Annotated in this window: 19 protein-coding genes; 7 read left to right on the plus strand and 12 right to left on the minus strand. The window is 41.4% G+C overall.

Going from position 1 to position 18,554, the window contains the following annotated elements; genetic code table 11:
* The first annotated feature begins 601 nt into the window (after positions 1-601).
* On the plus strand, positions 602-823 hold the full coding sequence (locus H6G96_RS26520) for a hypothetical protein (protein WP_190915237.1): 222 nt from the start codon (positions 602-604) through the stop codon (positions 821-823).
* A 213-nt stretch (positions 824-1,036) separates the two neighbouring features.
* Here the strand turns inward: H6G96_RS26520 and H6G96_RS26525 are convergent, their stop codons facing one another.
* The 4 genes from H6G96_RS26525 to H6G96_RS26540 form a co-directional block, all read right to left on the minus strand.
* Positions 1,037-1,588, minus strand: a complete 552-nt coding sequence (locus H6G96_RS26525; protein ID WP_190915089.1) for an opioid growth factor receptor-related protein — start codon at positions 1,586-1,588, stop codon at positions 1,037-1,039.
* 71 nt (positions 1,589-1,659) lie between these two features.
* A complete protein-coding gene (gene aroH, locus H6G96_RS26530) occupies positions 1,660-2,073 on the minus strand; it encodes a chorismate mutase (RefSeq protein WP_190915092.1) in 414 nt (137 codons plus the stop codon).
* A 95-nt stretch (positions 2,074-2,168) separates the two neighbouring features.
* Positions 2,169-2,990, minus strand: coding sequence for a signal peptide peptidase SppA (gene sppA / locus H6G96_RS26535; RefSeq protein WP_190729613.1), 822 nt, complete (start codon positions 2,988-2,990; stop codon positions 2,169-2,171).
* A 542-nt stretch (positions 2,991-3,532) separates the two neighbouring features.
* Entirely contained in the window at positions 3,533-3,829 is a 297-nt protein-coding gene (locus H6G96_RS26540; RefSeq protein ID WP_190915094.1) for a hypothetical protein, read from the minus strand.
* Between the two features lie 594 nt (positions 3,830-4,423).
* Here H6G96_RS26540 and H6G96_RS26545 point away from each other — a divergent pair.
* The 6 genes from H6G96_RS26545 to H6G96_RS26570 all read left to right on the plus strand — a co-directional run bounded on the left by H6G96_RS26545 (position 4,424) and on the right by H6G96_RS26570 (position 11,368).
* The gene (locus H6G96_RS26545; RefSeq protein ID WP_190915096.1) at positions 4,424-5,218 is read left to right on the plus strand and encodes an MlaE family lipid ABC transporter permease subunit; all 795 of its coding nucleotides are present in this window, start codon (positions 4,424-4,426) and stop codon (positions 5,216-5,218) included.
* Between the two features lie 141 nt (positions 5,219-5,359).
* Positions 5,360-5,746, plus strand: coding sequence for a DUF3119 family protein (locus H6G96_RS26550; protein ID WP_190915098.1), 387 nt, complete (start codon positions 5,360-5,362; stop codon positions 5,744-5,746).
* Positions 5,747-5,883: 137 nt separating this feature from the next.
* Positions 5,884-7,155, plus strand: a complete 1,272-nt coding sequence (locus tag H6G96_RS26555; RefSeq protein ID WP_190915100.1) for a DUF3086 domain-containing protein — start codon at positions 5,884-5,886, stop codon at positions 7,153-7,155.
* 73 nt (positions 7,156-7,228) lie between these two features.
* Positions 7,229-7,906: a glycerol-3-phosphate 1-O-acyltransferase PlsY gene (gene plsY / locus H6G96_RS26560; RefSeq protein WP_190915102.1), complete on the plus strand. Its 678-nt coding sequence runs from the start codon at positions 7,229-7,231 to the stop codon at positions 7,904-7,906.
* 366 nt (positions 7,907-8,272) lie between these two features.
* The gene (locus H6G96_RS26565) at positions 8,273-9,487 is read left to right on the plus strand and encodes a lipid-A-disaccharide synthase-related protein (RefSeq protein WP_190915104.1); all 1,215 of its coding nucleotides are present in this window, start codon (positions 8,273-8,275) and stop codon (positions 9,485-9,487) included.
* A 141-nt stretch (positions 9,488-9,628) separates the two neighbouring features.
* Positions 9,629-11,368 carry an ABC transporter ATP-binding protein gene (locus H6G96_RS26570; protein ID WP_190915106.1) on the plus strand — a complete coding sequence of 580 codons (1,740 nt, stop codon included), beginning with the start codon at positions 9,629-9,631 and terminating at the stop codon, positions 11,366-11,368.
* Between the two features lie 2 nt (positions 11,369-11,370).
* Here H6G96_RS26570 and H6G96_RS26575 read toward each other — a convergent pair whose 3' ends face one another.
* The 8 genes from H6G96_RS26575 to H6G96_RS26610 form a co-directional block, all read right to left on the minus strand.
* On the minus strand, positions 11,371-11,628 hold the full coding sequence (locus H6G96_RS26575) for a hypothetical protein (protein WP_190915108.1): 258 nt from the start codon (positions 11,626-11,628) through the stop codon (positions 11,371-11,373).
* Positions 11,629-11,689: 61 nt separating this feature from the next.
* Positions 11,690-11,929, minus strand: coding sequence for a hypothetical protein (locus H6G96_RS26580; RefSeq protein WP_190915110.1), 240 nt, complete (start codon positions 11,927-11,929; stop codon positions 11,690-11,692).
* Positions 11,930-12,397: 468 nt separating this feature from the next.
* Positions 12,398-12,970 (minus strand): hypothetical protein, encoded by a 573-nt coding sequence (locus H6G96_RS26585; RefSeq protein ID WP_190729603.1) that lies wholly within the window; start codon positions 12,968-12,970, stop codon positions 12,398-12,400.
* A 125-nt stretch (positions 12,971-13,095) separates the two neighbouring features.
* Positions 13,096-14,703, minus strand: a complete 1,608-nt coding sequence (locus tag H6G96_RS26590) for a TrbI/VirB10 family protein (protein WP_190915112.1) — start codon at positions 14,701-14,703, stop codon at positions 13,096-13,098.
* Positions 14,700-15,404 carry a hypothetical protein gene (locus tag H6G96_RS26595; RefSeq protein ID WP_190915114.1) on the minus strand — a complete coding sequence of 235 codons (705 nt, stop codon included), beginning with the start codon at positions 15,402-15,404 and terminating at the stop codon, positions 14,700-14,702. Before H6G96_RS26595 ends, H6G96_RS26590 begins: the two co-directional genes overlap by 4 nt.
* Before the next feature lie 51 nt (positions 15,405-15,455).
* Entirely contained in the window at positions 15,456-16,280 is an 825-nt protein-coding gene (locus tag H6G96_RS26600; protein WP_190915116.1) for a hypothetical protein, read from the minus strand.
* 113 nt (positions 16,281-16,393) lie between these two features.
* Positions 16,394-17,455, minus strand: a complete 1,062-nt coding sequence (locus H6G96_RS26605; RefSeq protein ID WP_190915118.1) for a hypothetical protein — start codon at positions 17,453-17,455, stop codon at positions 16,394-16,396.
* Positions 17,456-17,652: 197 nt separating this feature from the next.
* Positions 17,653-18,486, minus strand: a complete 834-nt coding sequence (locus H6G96_RS26610; protein ID WP_190915120.1) for a hypothetical protein — start codon at positions 18,484-18,486, stop codon at positions 17,653-17,655.
* Positions 18,487-18,554: the final 68 nt, after the last annotated feature.

Here is an 18,554-nt window from a genome sequence, read left to right on the forward strand (position 1 = left end):
GTAGAGGTCTAGATTGCATTGTCCTGTCGATGGTTTAGTAATTTTTCTAATTGTCCGATACCTGGAAAGTAGACGACCCTTATTTATGAATTCATTATTTTGTTATTCTGTCAATGCGTAAGTCCTAGAAGTGATGCAATTACATAAAAAATTATTGGCAAAAAGTTAATTTACAGATATAGCATATAGTTTTTTTCTTAAAAGCTTTAGCTTTGATCACTAACCATAAGATGGTGTATAGTCTCTTGTTAACTAAATACAGAGAGATTCTGTTTATGGTTCGAGATTTTGTGCAGGTACGCCAAACATCAGTTTCCATCATAGGAAATTGAAACCTATGAAAAAAGCTTGGCTACCATCTGCAAGTTATAATCTTTGGTCTTTATCAGATTCACGAGTAGGTCAAAAATTCTGATCCAGACCAATTCGGATTACTGTTCTGAATCTTTGTGAGGTGGGGCTTGATAACTTTATACAAAAACTTAAAGAACGGTTAAAAAGCTATAAATTTGAAAGCCTATTTGTTAGCAACTCAGTATCGCTAAAAAACTTAAGTGATACACAGGCAAGAGCAAAAGTTGAGGAAGTAGTTAATGAATTAATGGAAATTAAACCTGAAATAGTTTTGGCGTTTTTGCCCCAGAGCGATCGTAACGCTGATGAGGTTGAAACTACTTTAAAACTCACCTTGCTGCATTATGGAGCATTAAAAATGCCTCGCTTACCAATGCCAGTATATGGAGCGCATAAGATGGCAAAACTGCGATTAAGGGGGATTTATCCAAACAGTATGCTAGAGGGCGATCGCCAGTTTTGGCTGTAGAAATAACCTAAATATTTGTTAATACAATTCAGTTAAAGCCAAAAACTAAAAAGCATGTAGATTGCTCTTACCCAACAGCCTCGCGCTCAGTGAAGATTTTCCCATGCCATAGGCGTAGGCCGTCATAGACATCGCTGCTTGACAAAATTACATCATGAACAAGGCTAGCCTTCATAGTCAACTGAGTGCGATCGCTGAATAGTATCACTATTGTTACATTGTCGCATTGGGTTTGACTGCAATTGTCCAATACTGAAATGTTTTACTTCCAATGCGATCACTATTCTCCTGGTAGATTTGCCGCAAGCATTCATAAAATGCTTGGGCTTCATTCTCCAATCCAAATGTCATTAAGCATTTTAATATACGAGTGATGCGAAGATAATTGTGGTCAGATATACAGACCCATTCACGTTTACGATTCGGATAGTCTTCTGAATGGGTGATAACAATTTTTCCGTCATTACTCTCGTGACGTTGCAATCCATAAAACTGAAGCATGACAGTGAAGGAGCGCAACAAATTTTGACGTAGGTGTGAATTGCTGCGAAATGCTTGAATTACGTCCTCATCAACGATAGGTGCATCACGATTGAATGCACTTCGCTCAGGCAAAGGAAACAACCACTGAATGTAATCGTGGACACACTCTAATTCTTCAAAATTCCAAGCCCAAATATCTTGAATCATGCGACCTTCTGAATCTCTTTGCTCCCCTAAGTAGAACGGAACAAGCATTGCAGTGAGTTGTTTTTCATGATTCATTGCAAACTACCTTCACAAATTAACAACATTAGCTAATTTTGTAGTTTTTTACACGAATTTTATTAAATAATTTACACTTTTGACTTCACTACTGGCTGTGATGTTTGTAAAGACTGGGGCAAACTCCAGTCGGGACGCAAGCTAGCAGCATTGCGTAAATAAATATGATGAATTGAGGCGGAAGCTGGCAGATAAGCGTGGATTAAGAATCGAATACAGCGCTGTAAGCTGCCTTCGACGTGCATTTGCTGCACATCCAACATTGCTACATTATCCCAACCAGGACGCGATCTAGCGATCGCAGCTGGGAAAATAGCATCCAAGTCGCGTGTTACTGAGAAAGTCACACTAATCATGTCCGTCGGCTGGAATTGATTCCGGTTTTCTAGTTCATCTAGTAGTTCTGTCACTACCTCTCGCATTGCCTCAACGGTATTTTCTGAAACGGTTGTTGCTCCGCGAATAGCTCGCATTTGCCACTCCACGCCAAAATCCTCCTTAAAAGAAAAAAGTTAAGAATTAGGAGTTAAAAGTGAGAAATTGAGAGTTTTAACTTCTAACTCCTCACTTTTAACTCATATTAAGGTCGATATAACCACAACGGTAAACCACTAGTAGACACTTCAAATTCGAGCCAATCAATTCCAGATCGAATTCCTGATGAAAACTGACGACTCCCTGGTAAAAGGCGACTCAATAAAGGTTTACGTTCTTCTAGGGTATAGCAGAGAGTTTTTTCTGGATCAAGTCCGACCAATTCTGCTGTCCAGCGACGGGCATCTTCTTCTGTGCCGAGGCGATCTACAACACCCAACTCAAGGGCTTGCTGTCCAGTAAAAATCCGGCCATCGGCGAAACTTTTCACAGCTTCTACTGTTAAAGAACGACCATCAGCTACCGTTTGGACAAACTGCTGATAACTTGTGTCAATCAACTCTTGCAAGATATTTTCTTCTGGTTGAGTCAGTTGCCGATCAAAAGACAATATGTCTTTGTAAGGGCCAGACTTAATTACCTGGAAGGAAACACCGATTTTTTCTAGCAAGCGTTCCAAGTTATTCCCACGCAAAATCACACCAATACTACCCGTAATCGTACCTGGGTTGGCTACGATGTGTTCGGCTCCCATGCCGATGTAGACTCCTCCAGAAGCCGAGATATTGCCAAAGCTAGCGACGATTTTAATTTTTTCGCGCAGACGCTTCAGGGCGCTGTAGATTTCTTGGGAATCTCCGACTGTACCGCCAGGGCTATCGATCCGGAGCAATAATGCCGGGAACTTTTTTTCTTCTACAGTTTTCAGGGCTTCTAGGACGCGTTTGCGAGTAGCACCGGCGATCGCACCAGTAATTTCAATCCGCGCAATTTGTTTTCTAAACTTGGGCTTAAACGGCCAAATCATGAGCTGTCAACATACCTTGTAATAAACTTAATATAAGATGCCCAGAGGTTAGACGACCTGCTTTGCTCTGTTAAGAAACATAAGCAGATATTCTGAGCATCAGAATTTTAAGGAAATTTTTATATTTTGTAGTGGGTTTTATTTGATATTCTCAATGAATACTAATCAAGTCCTTAAAAATTACAGCTAGCTCAAAATGCCAAACTCTAGTTTAGCGTCCAGCATGATGATTTAGCACACACTATTTTAGTTGTTTTACAGGACTCAAAATCCTACAACCCCTGCTATTATCAAATTCTTAACTTTTTGAGGATTGATTTACTACAGCCGCGTACCTGTACTAGTTGCCAGTAATCAATAACTAATAACTAATAACTAATAAATATTTAATTAATAAGTTTGGCAATCAATTTAATTAATAAAATTCATTCAGCAACCCTAATCTCTACTTAGCTTAAGACCAGTAGTATTTTGACTTATGGGATATTGTGTTTCCCTATGTTGTAAAACCCATTAGCGCCTGACAAAGCTATTTCTAGTGTTTAGGAATCAATTCGTAAAATTTGACACCGATAATAAGCGTACATATCGAACAGTGCCCCGACGAAACTACAGGTAAAACTAATCACAAATAATCCACGGAGGGGAGTCCCACTGCCAAAGGTGGCGAGAAAATGCATAATCTGAGTAGCGATCGCTTCAGTTAACTCTTGTAAACCTGGGAAGTAACCGATGAGGGGTAAAAGTAGCAGTCCACCGCCAACTAAGAATATGGGAGCAACAAAGCTAAAAATGATCGTGAGTAGTAAAGAGCGGAGAAAGTTAGTGAAAATAGTCATTTAAGACAAACTCCGTGAGTAGAGATGACAAGAGCTAGATAGCAGTTCGTCATTTTCTACAATACGTGCGATCGCTCTTGAACAACCAATCTGTCAAAAATCTTAAGTTTTCATTAAAATAAACGGCTACCCGTTACAGCATATGCTGGGGTTATAAAAAAGAATTTAAATCTACAAAACCCTTGTAAAATAAAGGTTATAGCCAATAGTAACACTTATTTATTGGTTGGCAGCACGTTCAATAACAGCTTCATTTTCTGAGAGTATCTTTAATCTAAGTTAATATTTAGCCCCATTGGGGATTGGAGACTGGGGAAGGAGCAAGGGAGTAAGTGGTAACTGAGTGTAGCCGTAAAACCTGCGGCATAGCTACGCTTCGGGCGCAGCCTCTAGTAGAAAAGTGGAGCAAGGGAGAGAGGTTTCCCCTCTGCCGTCTTTTCAATCCCCAATCCCTATCCGAATGATCAAAGAAAAGGATACAGAGCAGAGCAACTAAATTTATGGGAATTGTAATTTTGAATTTTGAATTTTGAATTCCCCGAAGGGGTTGACTTCCGCTATTCTTAAGGCAGTTACCGAGTTAGCTACAGAACATTGAACCAGACTACATCCAAATCCAGTTTAGGAGAATGGAGTCAGCGGCTGCTGGCGGCGATTTTTCTGGGTGGGCAAGTACTAGTTCACCTATTGAGGGGCAAAATCCATCGGCGCAACACCTTGCAACAAATGGCAGCAGTTGGGCCAGATTCCCTATTTATTGCCCTATTGACAGCTATTTTTGTTGGTGCAGTGTTTACCATTCAGGTGGCGCGGGAATTTATCAACTTTGGCGCAGGAAACATTATCGGCGGAGTGCTTTCTGTTGCGTTGACACGAGAATTATCTCCCGTGCTGACAGCAGTGATTTTGGCTGGGCGAGTCGGTTCTGCCTTTGCAGCCGAAATCGGTACCATGCGAGTCACAGAACAAATCGATGCCATGTTGATGTTGAGAACAGATCCAATCGATTACCTGGTTATCCCCCGCGTTCTTGCTTGCTGTTTAATGCTACCAATTTTAACCCTCCTGTCTTTGGTAACAGGGATGTTTGGGGGATTAATAATTGCGACAAATATCTACAACCTGTCTGATACGGTATTCCTAGACTCAGCCCGTAACTTTCTTGGTATGTGGGATATTGTTAGCGCCATGATTAAGGCGTGTTGCTTTGGCATTTTAATTGCCGTAATTGGTTGCAGTTGGGGGTTGACGACAACAGGAGGAGCTAAAGGTGTAGGACAGTCAACCACAACTGCTGTTGTGACTGCCTTGCTAATTATATTTGTTTTCAACTTTTTTCTTTCTTGGTTAATGTTTCAGGGGACTGGCAGTGCATTTCTAGGGATGTAAAAGTGAGGAATTAGGAGTTATAAGTTATCAGTTAAAACTCTTCACTCCTAACTCTTAACTTCTAACTCCTGACTTTTGACTCCTGACTCCTGACTCCTAAAATAGGAGAGATGCCTAGTAAATAAAGCAGGATTTAAGACTGTGACCAGTTCATTTGCTCCTAACTCCACATCAACTGTGGAACTCAAGCCTAGTTACAATATACCTATAGTGTTGGTGATTGCCGCTATTCCACTACTGCTGGTACAACCGTTAGTAGGCTCCGTTTTTACACTGTTTGGTTTGTTTCTCATGTTTCAAGCCTTAACGCTGCGTTTGCAATTTACCGCCACCGATTTAGATATTTACAGAGGCGAAAAATTGATTCGGCGTTTTCCCTACCAGGAATGGCAAAACTGGCGGATCTTCTGGAATGGAGTCCCCATCCTGTTTTACTTTAAGGAAATTAAAAGTATTCACTTTTTGCCGATTTTATTTGATCCCAATACCTTGAAAAGTTGCTTAGAACAACGTTGTCCGCGTATTTAGTTCTGAGTTTCATCTGTGCTGAGTCGTTTCGCTCTAGACTTATAACTCAGCACTCATAACTCAGGACTTTTATGGCAGGTCAATTGTAATATTTCTGAAAGCTATTTATTCGCGTCATAGGAATTACACTATTGTTTATGAACCCAGAGGCATCTCAAACCCCAGAACCAATTGATGAGCGGTTGGCAGAAAAACAAGAACAGAACAATGCAGTTGAACATCCAGTCAATCCATCTGTTGAGTCAGTGGGAGAAACAGGAGCCATTAGCTCATCAGAGGATTACACAACTTTTGAGCCACTCATTTCCAATGCAGAAGTGGTAAATTCTACACTAGAGCTAGCAGAAAATTCAAATGGCGAGTTTGTAGCGCAGTCGCAACCGGAAAATAATACCGCACTGGGTTCAGAAAACCATTCTTTATATACAGAAGCAGAGCAGCGAATGGCAGAGTTGCAGAGCGCTGAAGCATCGCTCAAGGAAGAAATAGCCAAGCTGCAAGCTTCTTACAAAACCCTTCAGGCACAAGTGAGTGAAACTCAAACCTCACTGGGGCGACTGGTGCAAGAATCGCTAGTGCAGTTAGAACAACGCAAACAAACCCTGCAAATTTCTGTAGAACAACTAGAACGCCGTCAAGAACGTATTCGCAACGAGATGCGAACCACTTTTGCTGGAACATCCCAAGACTTGGCAATTCGGGTGCAGGGTTTTAAAGACTATCTCACAGGTAGCTTACAGGATTTAGCCGTTGCGGCTGAACAGTTGCAACTGACGCCAAGTGTGGTAGAACGAGAAAAACCATCTGTAAAAGAAAAAGAGGCTAAACCAGTTGAAACCCAACCTGGAATACCGCAATTTGCCCAACAGCAGTTTCAAGATACTACTAAGCAAATTCGCCGCCTAATTGACCAATACCGCAATAAACCAGATTACTACGGGCCACCCTGGCAACTACGCCGTACCTTTGAACCAATTCACGCAGAACGAATCTCTAACTGGTTTTTTACCCAAGGGGGACGGGGTGGTTTGCGGACAATGGGTAGCCGCTTACAAAATATTTTGATTGCCTCAGCTGCAATTTCGATATTACACAAGCTGTATGGCGATCGCGTCCGTACTTTAGTCTTAGCTAATACACCTGAGCGATTGGGTGAATGGCGGCGCGGCTTGCAAGACTGTCTGGGAATCGGTCGCCCAGACTTCGGCCCAGACCGGGGTGTGGTACTATTTGAGGCATCTGATGCTCTAGCTCAGAAAGCAGACCGATTGACGAAAGCCAATCAACTGCCCTTAATTATCATTGACGATTCAGAGGAGCAAATCAGTTTGTCACTGCTACAATTTCCCCTGTGGTTAGCCTTTGCCCCTGACCCCAAAATCATGAGAAACTATGATGATGACTTTTAAATAAGTCATTGGTCATTAGTCATTGGTCAAGAGGTATTACTCTTGACTTTTTTAAATTTTGAATCTTGAATATATGGCTATTTGGTTAACTCTGTGCGGAGCAATTGTGGTCATAGCTTACCTGTTGGGTTCTTTTCCCACTGGCTACATTGCTGTGAAGCAGTTAAAAGGTATTGATATTCGGGAAGTTGGTTCGGGTTCTACTGGAGCAACTAATGTACTAAGAACTTTGGGAAAAGGTCCAGGAGCATTCGTTTTAGTACTTGATTCTTTAAAGGGAGTATTAGCGATTGCTCTAGTTTATTGGTTATTCAATTTTAACCAAACTCAAAATTATATCCCTCCAACGGTAGATGCACAAATGTGGCAACCTTGGTTAGTAACTTTAGCTGGTTTAGCTGCCATCCTGGGACATAGTAAATCGATTTTTTTAGGCTTTACTGGTGGTAAATCTGTTGCTATCAGCTTGGGGATTTTGTTGGCAATGAGTTGGCAGGTAGGTTTAGCAACAGCTGGTGTGTTTGCTGTTGTCATGGCAATATCGCGGATTGTCTCTTTGAGTTCAATTGCAGGTGCGATCGCTGTTTCCATTTTCATGGTACTTTTGCATCAACCTTTACCATATATTCTGTTTGGGATTGCCGGTGGATTATATGTGATTTTGCGCCATCGCACTAATATTGAACGGCTGCTTGCTGGTACTGAGCCAAAGATTGGGCAAAATGTAGCCACACCAGAACAAACTACATAATTGACCAACTGCAAATTGATAAAGAGTTTTTGCTACATACTTCGCCCCAAACGATGCCCTGAGCAGGCCGTTGGGTGAGTTTGGTATCTCTTCTGGAGTTTAGACTAAGCAATAAGATTCAATCTGATATCAACCTTTAAGGACTTTGCCATCTAACCCAACAGTTTCTCTAGTATTTGGTTGTATATTAAAGAATTTGCTCAGACACACGGAATAATCTTCATAATCTTGTAATAAGGCACGACGCATAGTGCTATAAGAAAGTAGCCTATTTTTTGCGGGTTGAAAAAGGTCAATCAACGGCTCACGGTAGCTTTAAATCCAGTCTCCAATTACCAAGTATTTTAGACCTATCCAAATCCCAAGATGCCCTCTAAGCGAATCTTATTTATCAGTAACGGCCACGGAGAGGACAACCATACCTCTTATGTTATTCAGACTCTGCGCCAATTGTGTCCTTCTCTGGAGATGGCAGCAATGCCAATTGTGGGGGAAGGAAAAGCTTACCGCAGCTTGAACATTCCCATTATTGGCCCGACACAAACGATGCCCTCTGGAGGATTCTTTTATATGAAGCGCCTCTATTTGCTTAAAGATTTTCAATCGGGATTGGTTGGGTTAACGTGGCGACAGTTACAAGCAGTGTTGCAGTATGCTCCCGACTGCGATTTGATTATGGCTACTGGAGATTTTGTCTCCCAGACATTTGCTTACTTAACAAAGCGCCCCTTCGTCTCCTTTATCTCTTGTCTTTCTGCCCTCTACGAAGGGCGGTTAAAGCTCAATCCGCTTCTGTGGCACGACCTTAATTCTTCCAGATGTCTGGCAGTTTTCACTAAAGAATCCTATACGGCTTCTGATCTCCAACGACAAGGTTTAACTAAAGCTCAGTTGGCTGGTATTCCGGCTTTAGATTGGCTTGTCCCTACTGGCAAAGACTTGCACCTAAAACCGGACGAGAGAGCGATCGCTCTCCTACCAGGATCACGGATGCCTGAAGCTGCGCGAAATTTTTGTTTGCAGTTGCAACTAGTGGTAGAAATCGCCAAGGTGATGCCTGAGTCAAGATTACAGTTTCGTGCAGCCTTGATACCGGATTTGATGAAGCAACTAGACGACATCGCCAAAAGTCAAGGTTGGCAGCTGACTGAAGGCATACTTACTTATTCTCCTCCAGGAAATTCTCCTGATGAATCACCGATTGTGGAAGTGAGATGTTATTCAGATGCTTTCAGCGACATTCTATGTTCCTCTACTCTTGTCATTGGTATGGCAGGTTTAGCAGTGGAGCTAGCTGTAGCGATCGGGAAACCTATTATCCAGATTCCCGGAGAGGGCCCTCAATTTACCTATCAATTTGCAGAAGCGCAAACACGGCTGTTAGGCACAAATGTCCAAACCATCGGCACCAAGCCAGCAACCCCTGAAACTCTTAAGCAAGCAGCTCGACGAGTAGTCGAGACTTTACAAGATTCAGACTACCTCGCTAAGTGCAAAGTAAATGGCCGTGAGCGATTTGGCTCGCCCGGTGCATCTGAGAGAATTGCCCGCGTTCTGCTAACCTATTTAGGAGAAACTTAGTAGAAATTACTGCTACTGCCAAATTTCAAGAGTACAAAAGTTTATCTGCCAAGCTTGCACAACAAGTTTTGAGATTGTTGGACAAATCATGGAAGGGATACTTTGCAGCGCTAACACAATATAAGCATACAGAATTGAACTATGAAAGTCCGCTCTAGCTACTGGCAACTGTTGCCTTATCTCTGGCCCCAATGGCCGCGGTTAGTTCGGGGGTTGGCTTGTATTTTAGGGTTTGTGTTGCTCACCCTAGCAATACCCTATTTAGCAGGTAAGGTCGCTTTGTTTCTTGGTCAGGGAAATGTTACCCAGATTGCCTACTGGCTCGGACTAGCCACTTTAGTATTTTTGGTTCGAGGGTTTTGTCAATACGGGCAGAATGTCTTTATGATAGCTGCTGCTCTGGAAATGGTTTTAAACTTGCGTAAGCAAGTTTACGCTCACCTGCACAAACTCGGATTGGATTACTTTGAAACCACACAGACGGGAGACCTCACTTATCGCCTAACTGAAGATATCGACCGGGTAGGGGAGATTGTTGACAAGTTATCCCATCAGTTTCTTTCCAATCTCTTGCAGCTAATTGTGATTCCGCTTTACATGCTCTACCTGAATTGGCCGCTCACGCTTACAGGTTTGATTTTGGCTCCCTTGATGGCTTGGTTGATCGGAGCATTTGGTCAACGATTACTCGTGCTATCTCGCCAGAGTCAAAATCAGGTTTCCAATTTGTCAGCGCTGCTAACTGAAGTATTTGGTGGTATTCGTGTGGTTCAGGCTTTTGCAGCACAAGAGTATGAAGTGAAGCGATTCAATCAGGAAGCAGAACACAATCGTCAGGCTCAGTATCGCACTCAACAACTCAAATCCATTCAGTTTCCTGTTGTTGGGTTTTTGGAAGCAGTTAGTATTATGCTGCTATTTTTATTGGGAGGATGGCAGATTTCTCAGAATCAGCTGACATCTCAAGGGTTTATCAGTTTCTTAGCTGCTGTGGCTTTACTGATTCAGCCAATCGACATGATGATTAGCAATTACAACGAGTACAAACAGACCGAAGCTTCCGTCGAACGCATCTTTGAACTGATGGCGAAGCAGCCTAGCCTCAGCGAAAAATCCAATGCAAAGGAAATGCCAAGAGTTATGGGCAAGGTAGAATATCGTCATGTCGATTTCGCCTACAATCCCGACCAGCCAGTACTCAAGGATCTTTGCCTGCACGCTTCTCCTGGTGATGTCATTGCTTTAGTTGGTTCTTCTGGTGCGGGCAAATCGACATTAATTAACCTTTTACTTCGCTTTTATGACCCTCAGAGGGGTCAAGTTCTGGTTGATAATATTGATATCCGCGACGTTACACTCACTAGCCTGCGCCGTCAAATTGGCATTGTTCCCCAAGATGTTACCCTTTTTTCGGGAACGATCGCCCAAAATATCGGTTACGGTCAGGAAAAATTAGATTTAGCAGCGATTGAGTCAGCAGCAAAGATTGCCAACGCTCACTCCTTTATCACCCAGTTTTCCCAGGGTTATCATACCTGGGTAGGCGAACGTGGAGTTAACCTATCGGGAGGACAACGCCAAAGATTAGCGATCGCCAGAGCGATCGTCAACGATCCTCGAATTCTCATTCTGGATGAAGCTACTTCTGCCTTAGATTCGGAGTCAGAAGCATTAGTTCAAGAAGCGATCGAGCGAGTGATGCAAAACCGTACCGTGTTTGTTATTGCCCATCGCTTGAGCAGCGTTCGTAGGGCTGACTGCATTCTCGTACTAGAACAAGGACATTTGGTTGAAGCTGGTACTCACACTTCCCTCCTGGCTCAGGAAGGACGCTATGCCCGTTTTTATGCCCAACAGTTTTATTCTACAGATGAGGATTAAGCTTAGGAATTAACCTTGCCTTTAATTAAACGGTGGAAAAGGCGGCAAGGCCACCAAAAAGCTCCACATATACTTACTGAGGCGATCGCGGCCACAACTCGCCAAGTTGAATTAGACTCAGTAGCAGACTCTGAAGGGTGAACTTGTGTGCTTTTAGCTAATTCTGGCACTGAATGAGATAGCTGACTGGCTGTACTCACCCCTTCAATCGCTGCTCCAATTAGATAAGCTACTAGGGCAATTACTAGCCAGTTATTCATAATATTCCACTGTTTGAACTCTGAGCGTATGCTTGGCGAGCAATCATTTGATTTCTCGTACTTATTGATTGCTGCCTTGCCCGAAGGATAATCGTCCTTCAGCTGTATCACGAATAAGGGGCAGTTTAGATTTTATGTAAGTATTTAGGGTGCTATCTGCCTGAGGATCAATAGCCTGCTTCGCTTTTAGCTGCTGGAGGAGCAATTGTACTAAAGCCGCATCGTCAAAATGCAGCAGGGTGTTGACCTGGGTAGACTCGATTACAGCCCAAAGCTGTTGCATCATTTTGGTAGTGACCATGAGTCTGTAACCTCTTAAGCTTTTCTTTATATTTACACGAATTTAGAATTTTTAGTTAGTTTTCATTTAAAGATTTATAAACATATAGGCTCAAATAGGCTGATAATGCATGAATCAGTTAAATCAGTTGAGTTATGGGGTTTTTCAATTAATTGAACTACAGCACTGCCTAAAGCTGATTTTAACTGTGCTTTATAAAGAAAGAAAACTGCCTAAAGACTTAGATGCTTTCTAACACTTTTGTTTAAGTAAAGAATTTGAGCAAGGCTTTTAAAACGCCACAATGCAGATATGCGTGGGCATCAGCGCTTTTTGTAGAAGGGGCGTTGCAGAGAAAGCGGGATGATTTAGCAGCTTCCGAAATTCCCTCGCTCTCTCTGCCTCACCTGCCTCAAGAGCTTGCCCCAATTCATCCCATTGTTTTGCAACGCCGTAGAAGGAAACTGTTGGGTACTTTTTGCTAAAAGTTTATTGTGAAACTGTAGCACAAGCTCCTTCCTGACCAGAAGGATCGGCAAAAACTGCTAAAGTGTGATATTCAGGGTTATCTGTTTTATATATCACTCGAAAAGTATACAGCTTATTTCTACCTTGCCCTTCGGTAACAACTGTTAAAAGTGTATTGCTAGTGGGAGGAAGCCCAGGAATATCCAGTTTTTGAATTCGTCTGAGTTGAATTACATTCGCTGAGGAGTTTGTACAATCTCCTGCATTACTATTAGAATCTTGACCAAACTGCATACATACTGGGCCATCAAAGTCTATAGTTACTTGTGATGGATCGTTTAACCAAACTTTTTTAATTACTTCTCCAGCCGGAATAAAGCTTAAGTTTGTTCCTTGCTGATACCAAATGTCGATCGTAGGTATTGCTCCACCTAAACCCTGTGCTTGGCAAGAAAATATGGAACGCAAAACAGCGTTATTAGCACCAGCGCGACCTACCAACAATAACATAGCAACCGAGAAAATTAAGGAAGCTATAGGTAGGAAATAAGAATTCTTTGGGGTATTTCCTGATAATTTAGTATTCTTTTTCATGGTTGCAAATCGAGGAGATTGGTAGAGATAATAAGGAGGCATCCGAAAGAGGGAAAGAAAACTAATTACCAATTACCATTACCTAATCTAAAAACTAAAATTGGTATAAATTCTATCTCCTAAAATTAGATTGTTTGATTAACGTATAATTCAACAGTTGTGCCAGCTCGCATAAACCAAACATTAGTTGGTTGTGACATTTGAGCGATCGCCTGTTGATTACGTTGTGCAATTTGGGGTACTACAGAGTTGAAACCACCTTCTACAATCCCAGCTGCAATGTTGCGTCTGTTCTCAGTCTCACTAATAAGGCCAGTGGAGGTGTTGGTGGTGGTATTGTTCGGGTTGTCTTCGGTAGGGTTGGAAGATGTTGATGTTATAGAATATGGCACGAGTCTGGTATCAGGGCGATTTATTAACTCTGCTGCTTTACCAAGACCACCCAAAACGAATAATCCTAGATCCATTGATGCTATGGACGAACTTTGACCGGGAAATTTACCTGCCATTAAAGGTTTACCTTGGGTACCACGAACAATAATTGCATTGTTGGGTAAGCTTTGTTCGGTAGGGTTGCCATCATTTTGCGAGATAACTTTAGTTACGTTCATCTGCAAAAGACCTTGTTCGTTAATGGAAGTAATTTCAGCTAGGAATTCGCTGTTTGCAGGGAAAGCGATCGCACCGTCCTTAGATTTGAGTGCTTCTTTTAATCGGATCACAAATACATTTTTCGCATCGCCTGTTTCATCACCACCGCCTGATCTAGTAGTAGTTTCCCCAAATATCGCTGTTGCTAAGACAGCTTTAGCACTAGTCCCTACTGCTAAGGATTTTTGTCCCACGGGTTGCGCTTGGCTCACCGCAGGAGCAGGAGTTTCGGGTTGTGGTGTCTCTTCTTGCGGCTGCGGATTGTTTGCAGGTTCAGGAGCAGCTGCGACATTATTAGGTTGATTGGTAGCATTAATTTGACCGTAGCTACCTAACTTTGCTAACCTTCTCCATTCTTCAAATGGGTTTGGTGGAGATGGTGGAGTTATATTAACTACAGGTTGAGGTTGAGTGTTTGGCTTCACAACTGGTAGCTGAGGTGATGGCAAAGGTTGAGATGCAGGTACTCTAACGATGCGCTCAACTGTCACTGTCCGAGGTACATTAACTGGTGGTGGGGGTGTTGGTATCACTCTCTGTCTCCCTCTAGAAGAAACTGACGGTTCTTGTAAGGCTGCTGTCTGCGTTGATTTTGCCGTTCTGAGCTGTTCTTGAGCAGCTTTCACCATCTGCGCTTGTTCAGTCAGGGCTAATTTCGTTTTGAGAGTATCTACTTCGCCTTCTAGCTGTTGAGAGCTAGACTCATTAGTTGGTTGCTCAGGCACTTGTGGAGTAACAATTTTTGGCTTTTCGGTGCCGGGGTTCATCAACTGGGACAAAAACAGACCACCGACCAAAACGATCGCTAAGGTAGCAACCCCTACCAAGCCTAACTTTGCAAAGGGATTAGATGAGAGGGGTTGCTTAGTCTGAACTTCTTGTGGTTGAGACAACGACTCTTGCGGCGTTGCAGAGCCTTCTGATTCTTGGGTATCGGTAGAAGATTCTTCTTCAAAACCCACCAACCTTGACATCCGCGATTCCCAATCGAAAGATTCTACAGATTGTTGTTGGTGATCGTCGTTGGTTAAAGTAAATTCATTTTGGGGAGGAGTTTCCGCAGGAGTTGAGTATCTAGTCATGGTAAAGCTTGGTTTGGATTCCCAGAACAATTTTTATCTTGGATTTCACATACATTATAAATTTCTAGTCTGGCTTCACCAAGGCGGTAAGCTGCAAGGTGCAAAGGTAGTGGAGCATTGGGTAGCGAACTTGCTGGTTCATCTATTGCTCTAACTAAAATTTTTTTATTAAAGGAAGTTGATTTTCCCAATCTATCATAACCGCTAAAAACTAATTGATTCGCAAGCATCTCCACTTCCCACTTTCCATTACCTATTTCTCTAGGTTGAGAAATTTTTTGGATTACTAATACATTCTCTGCTCCTCGATTAACATTTTCAAATTGGCTATCTGGATTTAAATTGGTAACTTCTGACTTAAATTTTTGTTTAAAATCATCAGCTACCAGTTGGGAGGTAATTTCCCAAACTTGTGTTGGCGGCTGTTGCTGTGACCAAGTAAGCATTAAACTCATAGTTTCACCCACAAAACGCCGAATAGCCTCTGGCTGTCGCTCTAAATTTGGTTGGGGGTCTACAGTTATAGTGCGACCATCAACAAGTTGCACTAAAGTTTGAGGTGTAAGTTGCTGACCTAACTCTTGTAACATAGACCCGTTAAATATTAGTAAAAGCAAGGTAAATACATGTAAACCAAATGTTCCTACTGCCAACAGTGGCAATGGGTTGTTTTTCCTATTTTCTGGTTTGAGTAATTGCATTAATAATTGATTATATAAATTGAACTATTTAGACAGTAAACGAGAAACCCTTTATCTGATAAAGCTATCAGATGTTTGTCCAGCCCCGCATTGCGTTAATTTATCTTGATTAAGGTTGTTGTAACCATCTAACAAACATAAGTTACGAATTTCATAAATTTCTAGTTTATCAGCGCGGACACTATAAATTGCTTTTTGCAGGTCTGTGCTATTACCTGCTTGGGGATTACCGAAATAATCTGCTGCACGTACAAGTAAATCTTTATTAAAAGGAGTGATGACTTTTGCTCCACCAACTTGATTTTGTTGAATTAAGTCGGCTACTATACCTACTTGCCACTTACCTGGTGCAATTTGTTTTGGTGGATAAACCCGCTTAATAACTAATTCTGATGTCATAGCAAGCTTTGGATCTTCAGAGAAAACTTCTGGTGGTGTCATTTCTGCAACTGTCCTCAAGAAACCTTTGCGAAAATCCTCGGATAAGGCAAAACTAGCTATCCAACTGCTGGTACTAACTTTTTGGCTACCCCCTTGAGGTGTTGGAATCACAATTCCTAAATCCGGTTTGGGGTTTGCAACTTCTTCAATTCTTTGTGGTGGTAAGTTTCCAGACCAGCTAAACATTGATATCATCGTTTTGCTGATGAATTGGCGAATTGCTTCTGGTTCTCTTGCTAAATCATCAATATTAACTACTGCTTTACCGTCTATTAATTGCACAAAGTTGGGAGCTTTTCTGACACTGAGTTGGCGAATATTTAGCCCTTGTAATAAGAATAAAAATAAAACTAATAGATGTAAACTGAAGGTTGCGATCGCAAAAAGTGTCAAAACACTTGCTATTGTTTGTCTTTTTTCCAGTAAACGCACCATTTTATCACCTCTTTTGCAACAAACTTCAGTTATTCTACATTAATTATGATTTGCATATAATTCAGCAGTTAGAATACTTTCAACAATTTTATTCATTTTTAATTTTGAATTTTTTATATCCTCTCTTTTACTAAAGAAGCTGTATTGCTAATAGCACTGAATACTGCAAAACCTCCAGCAGCAGCCACAGCTAACGACAAAATTGGTGCTAAAATTCCTAGAAAAATTATGAACCACATTAAGTCTGGATCAACCCTAACATCTTGACCTGGCCCATTTACAATAACTGCGGCAGTCACCACAGCAATAATATTGAATGAAATCTTGGCAATTCCAATAGATAAAAATCCGGTCAGCCATGCAAAAATTGGTTTACCAGCTACAGGCAGTAAAGACGCACCTACGGCTATTGGACCTAAAGCTGCTATCAGCAACATAGTTGCTTCTATCAGATTCTGGAAGGCATATTGTAAGGAAATTAAAAAGTTTTTGATGCTTGTTTGGACTGTAGAACCTAATAAAGAATTAAATGAGGTTTCTGATACAAAGCCTTTGTCATACCTGATATTATCAACCTTAGTTTGTAGCCTAATTATCCAGTTTTGATTCCTATATGTATTTCTATATCTCTGCAAGAGAATATTGACTTTTTCGGCAGCGTCGGTAAAGCATAGCCTTTGTTGTTCACCAGTTAGGGATTGGCAAGGACGCAGAAAAGAACCAGCTACTTCTTCAGCAACACTCATACTCAATGCTTGCTGATACATTTTATCCGCATCTGCTGTTACTAATACTTGCTGATTGACAGTGTTTATAAAGTTACGCACTCCCAGTGTCAGGCTAGAAAGGATATTTCCATTCCCCGTATTACTTAAGAGGATGACCACCACAAAAGGCCAGATTAAAGCTGATATTGGACGACTATATTCGTAGGATATTAAGTCTTTGAGGAATTGTATCATAAAAAATAACAGGGTTCCTACTGCAAAAAAAATACCCAGAGTTGTCAGCGCTCCATACAAGCTATTACTGGTAGTATTCTGTAATAAATTCAGCCATTGATTGTCCCATCCTTCAGCAATACTTTGGGAAGTCGCGGCACCATTATCGAGAACCTCATCAATGCCTGCTTGGGAACCTAGTTGAGCAAAAATTAATTGAATAGCAAGTTGCATTTTGAGTTGATAGGCTGTTTTTTAGATTTTCTAGGGTGCATTAGGAACCTAGCACCCTATCCGACGTACTTGCGTGCGTTTTTAGGCTGTCGATAACGCACCACTACAAACTGTTTTTGAGATTTGTTGTTGGTTTGTAAAAAGTTTAAGGATTTTAAAAATTATATAGAAAATTAGAGTTTTTTCTTCTAAAAATCCTACTTATCAACTTCTCTACCAAACAAATCTAGTTGAGAAGTAGCTCGTAAAAGTCGCGCAGCTTCTGTAGATGTGTCTACTCTCCGAGCGCGATTCGCCTCTTCTGCCTGTTGAGAAATATTTGCTAAGTTTAAATTAGAATATTGTAAAGACTGATTTGTTTGTATTGTTTGAGCAAATGTTTCACCTATAAATTGTGATTGTGCCTCTTGAATTCTAATAGTTTGTAATTGAGTAACACCTATTAATTGTGCTAAATTCAAAATACCCTGGACAACTGGACTATTAGTTCCAATAGTAGGACTAGAAAGAGCAGTCTGAATATTTTGAATATATGAGCTTTTCGCTCCCTCAGCCTGTTCGGCAGAAGTGGTAATTTCTTCTAATTTATTTTCAGTATTTTCTAACTTTTCTTGTGTCCGATTTTGTCCATCTTTACCAAGAAAAGCTTCTGCTGCTCCACGAGTAATAAAACGATTGATTTCGTTACTAGCTGAATTTCCCCGTACTGCTACATTATTTTCAAAGCGGCTTGCTCTAGGGTCTGAACTATAAGAGTTGATAATCAAATTATCACGAATGTTTTTTCCCGCAGTTACGGGGTTAGGTATCTTCAATTCTCTCTCTCCTTTGGAACTCTCAAGAGCACTTCGACTCTGTGCTTCTAAAGGCTTTAAGTTATCGCTCAGATTATTTTGAAAGTATTTTTCCATTTCTGCGGAATACAATTTAATATCATTCCAAACCTGGCCTAATTCCGTGTTAACTTGTGCCATTGCTGGTAAGATTGCCAGGGATAGCAACGTAAAAGTAAAAATGGTAGTTTTTCGCATACATTTGTGCCTGAAAAAGGTAATTTAGCTTTTTAACTATGATTGATAACTTTTTGAATCGCTATTAA

The organism is Nostoc sp. FACHB-892 (assembly GCF_014698795.1).
Classification (GTDB): domain Bacteria; phylum Cyanobacteriota; class Cyanobacteriia; order Cyanobacteriales; family Nostocaceae; genus Nostoc.

What these genes read in the sequence shown, in the direction of transcription:
- H6G96_RS26580 (WP_190915110.1), bottom strand. Translation starts at nt 11,929, where the DNA reads ATGGTCACTACCAAAATGATGCAACAGCTTTGGGCTGTAATCGAGTCT.
- H6G96_RS26525 (WP_190915089.1), bottom strand. Translation starts at nt 1,588, where the DNA reads ATGAATCATGAAAAACAACTCACTGCAATGCTTGTTCCGTTCTACTTA.
- H6G96_RS26520 (WP_190915237.1), top strand. Translation starts at nt 602, where the DNA reads ATGGAAATTAAACCTGAAATAGTTTTGGCGTTTTTGCCCCAGAGCGAT.
- H6G96_RS26590 (WP_190915112.1), bottom strand. Translation starts at nt 14,703, where the DNA reads ATGACTAGATACTCAACTCCTGCGGAAACTCCTCCCCAAAATGAATTT.
- H6G96_RS26555 (WP_190915100.1), top strand. Translation starts at nt 5,884, where the DNA reads ATGAACCCAGAGGCATCTCAAACCCCAGAACCAATTGATGAGCGGTTG.
- H6G96_RS26600 (WP_190915116.1), bottom strand. Translation starts at nt 16,280, where the DNA reads ATGGTGCGTTTACTGGAAAAAAGACAAACAATAGCAAGTGTTTTGACA.
- H6G96_RS26610 (WP_190915120.1), bottom strand. Translation starts at nt 18,486, where the DNA reads ATGCGAAAAACTACCATTTTTACTTTTACGTTGCTATCCCTGGCAATC.
- H6G96_RS26570 (WP_190915106.1), top strand. Translation starts at nt 9,629, where the DNA reads ATGAAAGTCCGCTCTAGCTACTGGCAACTGTTGCCTTATCTCTGGCCC.
- sppA (WP_190729613.1), bottom strand. Translation starts at nt 2,990, where the DNA reads ATGATTTGGCCGTTTAAGCCCAAGTTTAGAAAACAAATTGCGCGGATT.
- H6G96_RS26605 (WP_190915118.1), bottom strand. Translation starts at nt 17,455, where the DNA reads ATGCAACTTGCTATTCAATTAATTTTTGCTCAACTAGGTTCCCAAGCA.
- H6G96_RS26575 (WP_190915108.1), bottom strand. Translation starts at nt 11,628, where the DNA reads ATGAATAACTGGCTAGTAATTGCCCTAGTAGCTTATCTAATTGGAGCA.
- H6G96_RS26585 (WP_190729603.1), bottom strand. Translation starts at nt 12,970, where the DNA reads ATGAAAAAGAATACTAAATTATCAGGAAATACCCCAAAGAATTCTTAT.
- H6G96_RS26595 (WP_190915114.1), bottom strand. Translation starts at nt 15,404, where the DNA reads ATGCAATTACTCAAACCAGAAAATAGGAAAAACAACCCATTGCCACTG.
- H6G96_RS26540 (WP_190915094.1), bottom strand. Translation starts at nt 3,829, where the DNA reads ATGACTATTTTCACTAACTTTCTCCGCTCTTTACTACTCACGATCATT.
- plsY (WP_190915102.1), top strand. Translation starts at nt 7,229, where the DNA reads ATGGCTATTTGGTTAACTCTGTGCGGAGCAATTGTGGTCATAGCTTAC.
- H6G96_RS26565 (WP_190915104.1), top strand. Translation starts at nt 8,273, where the DNA reads ATGCCCTCTAAGCGAATCTTATTTATCAGTAACGGCCACGGAGAGGAC.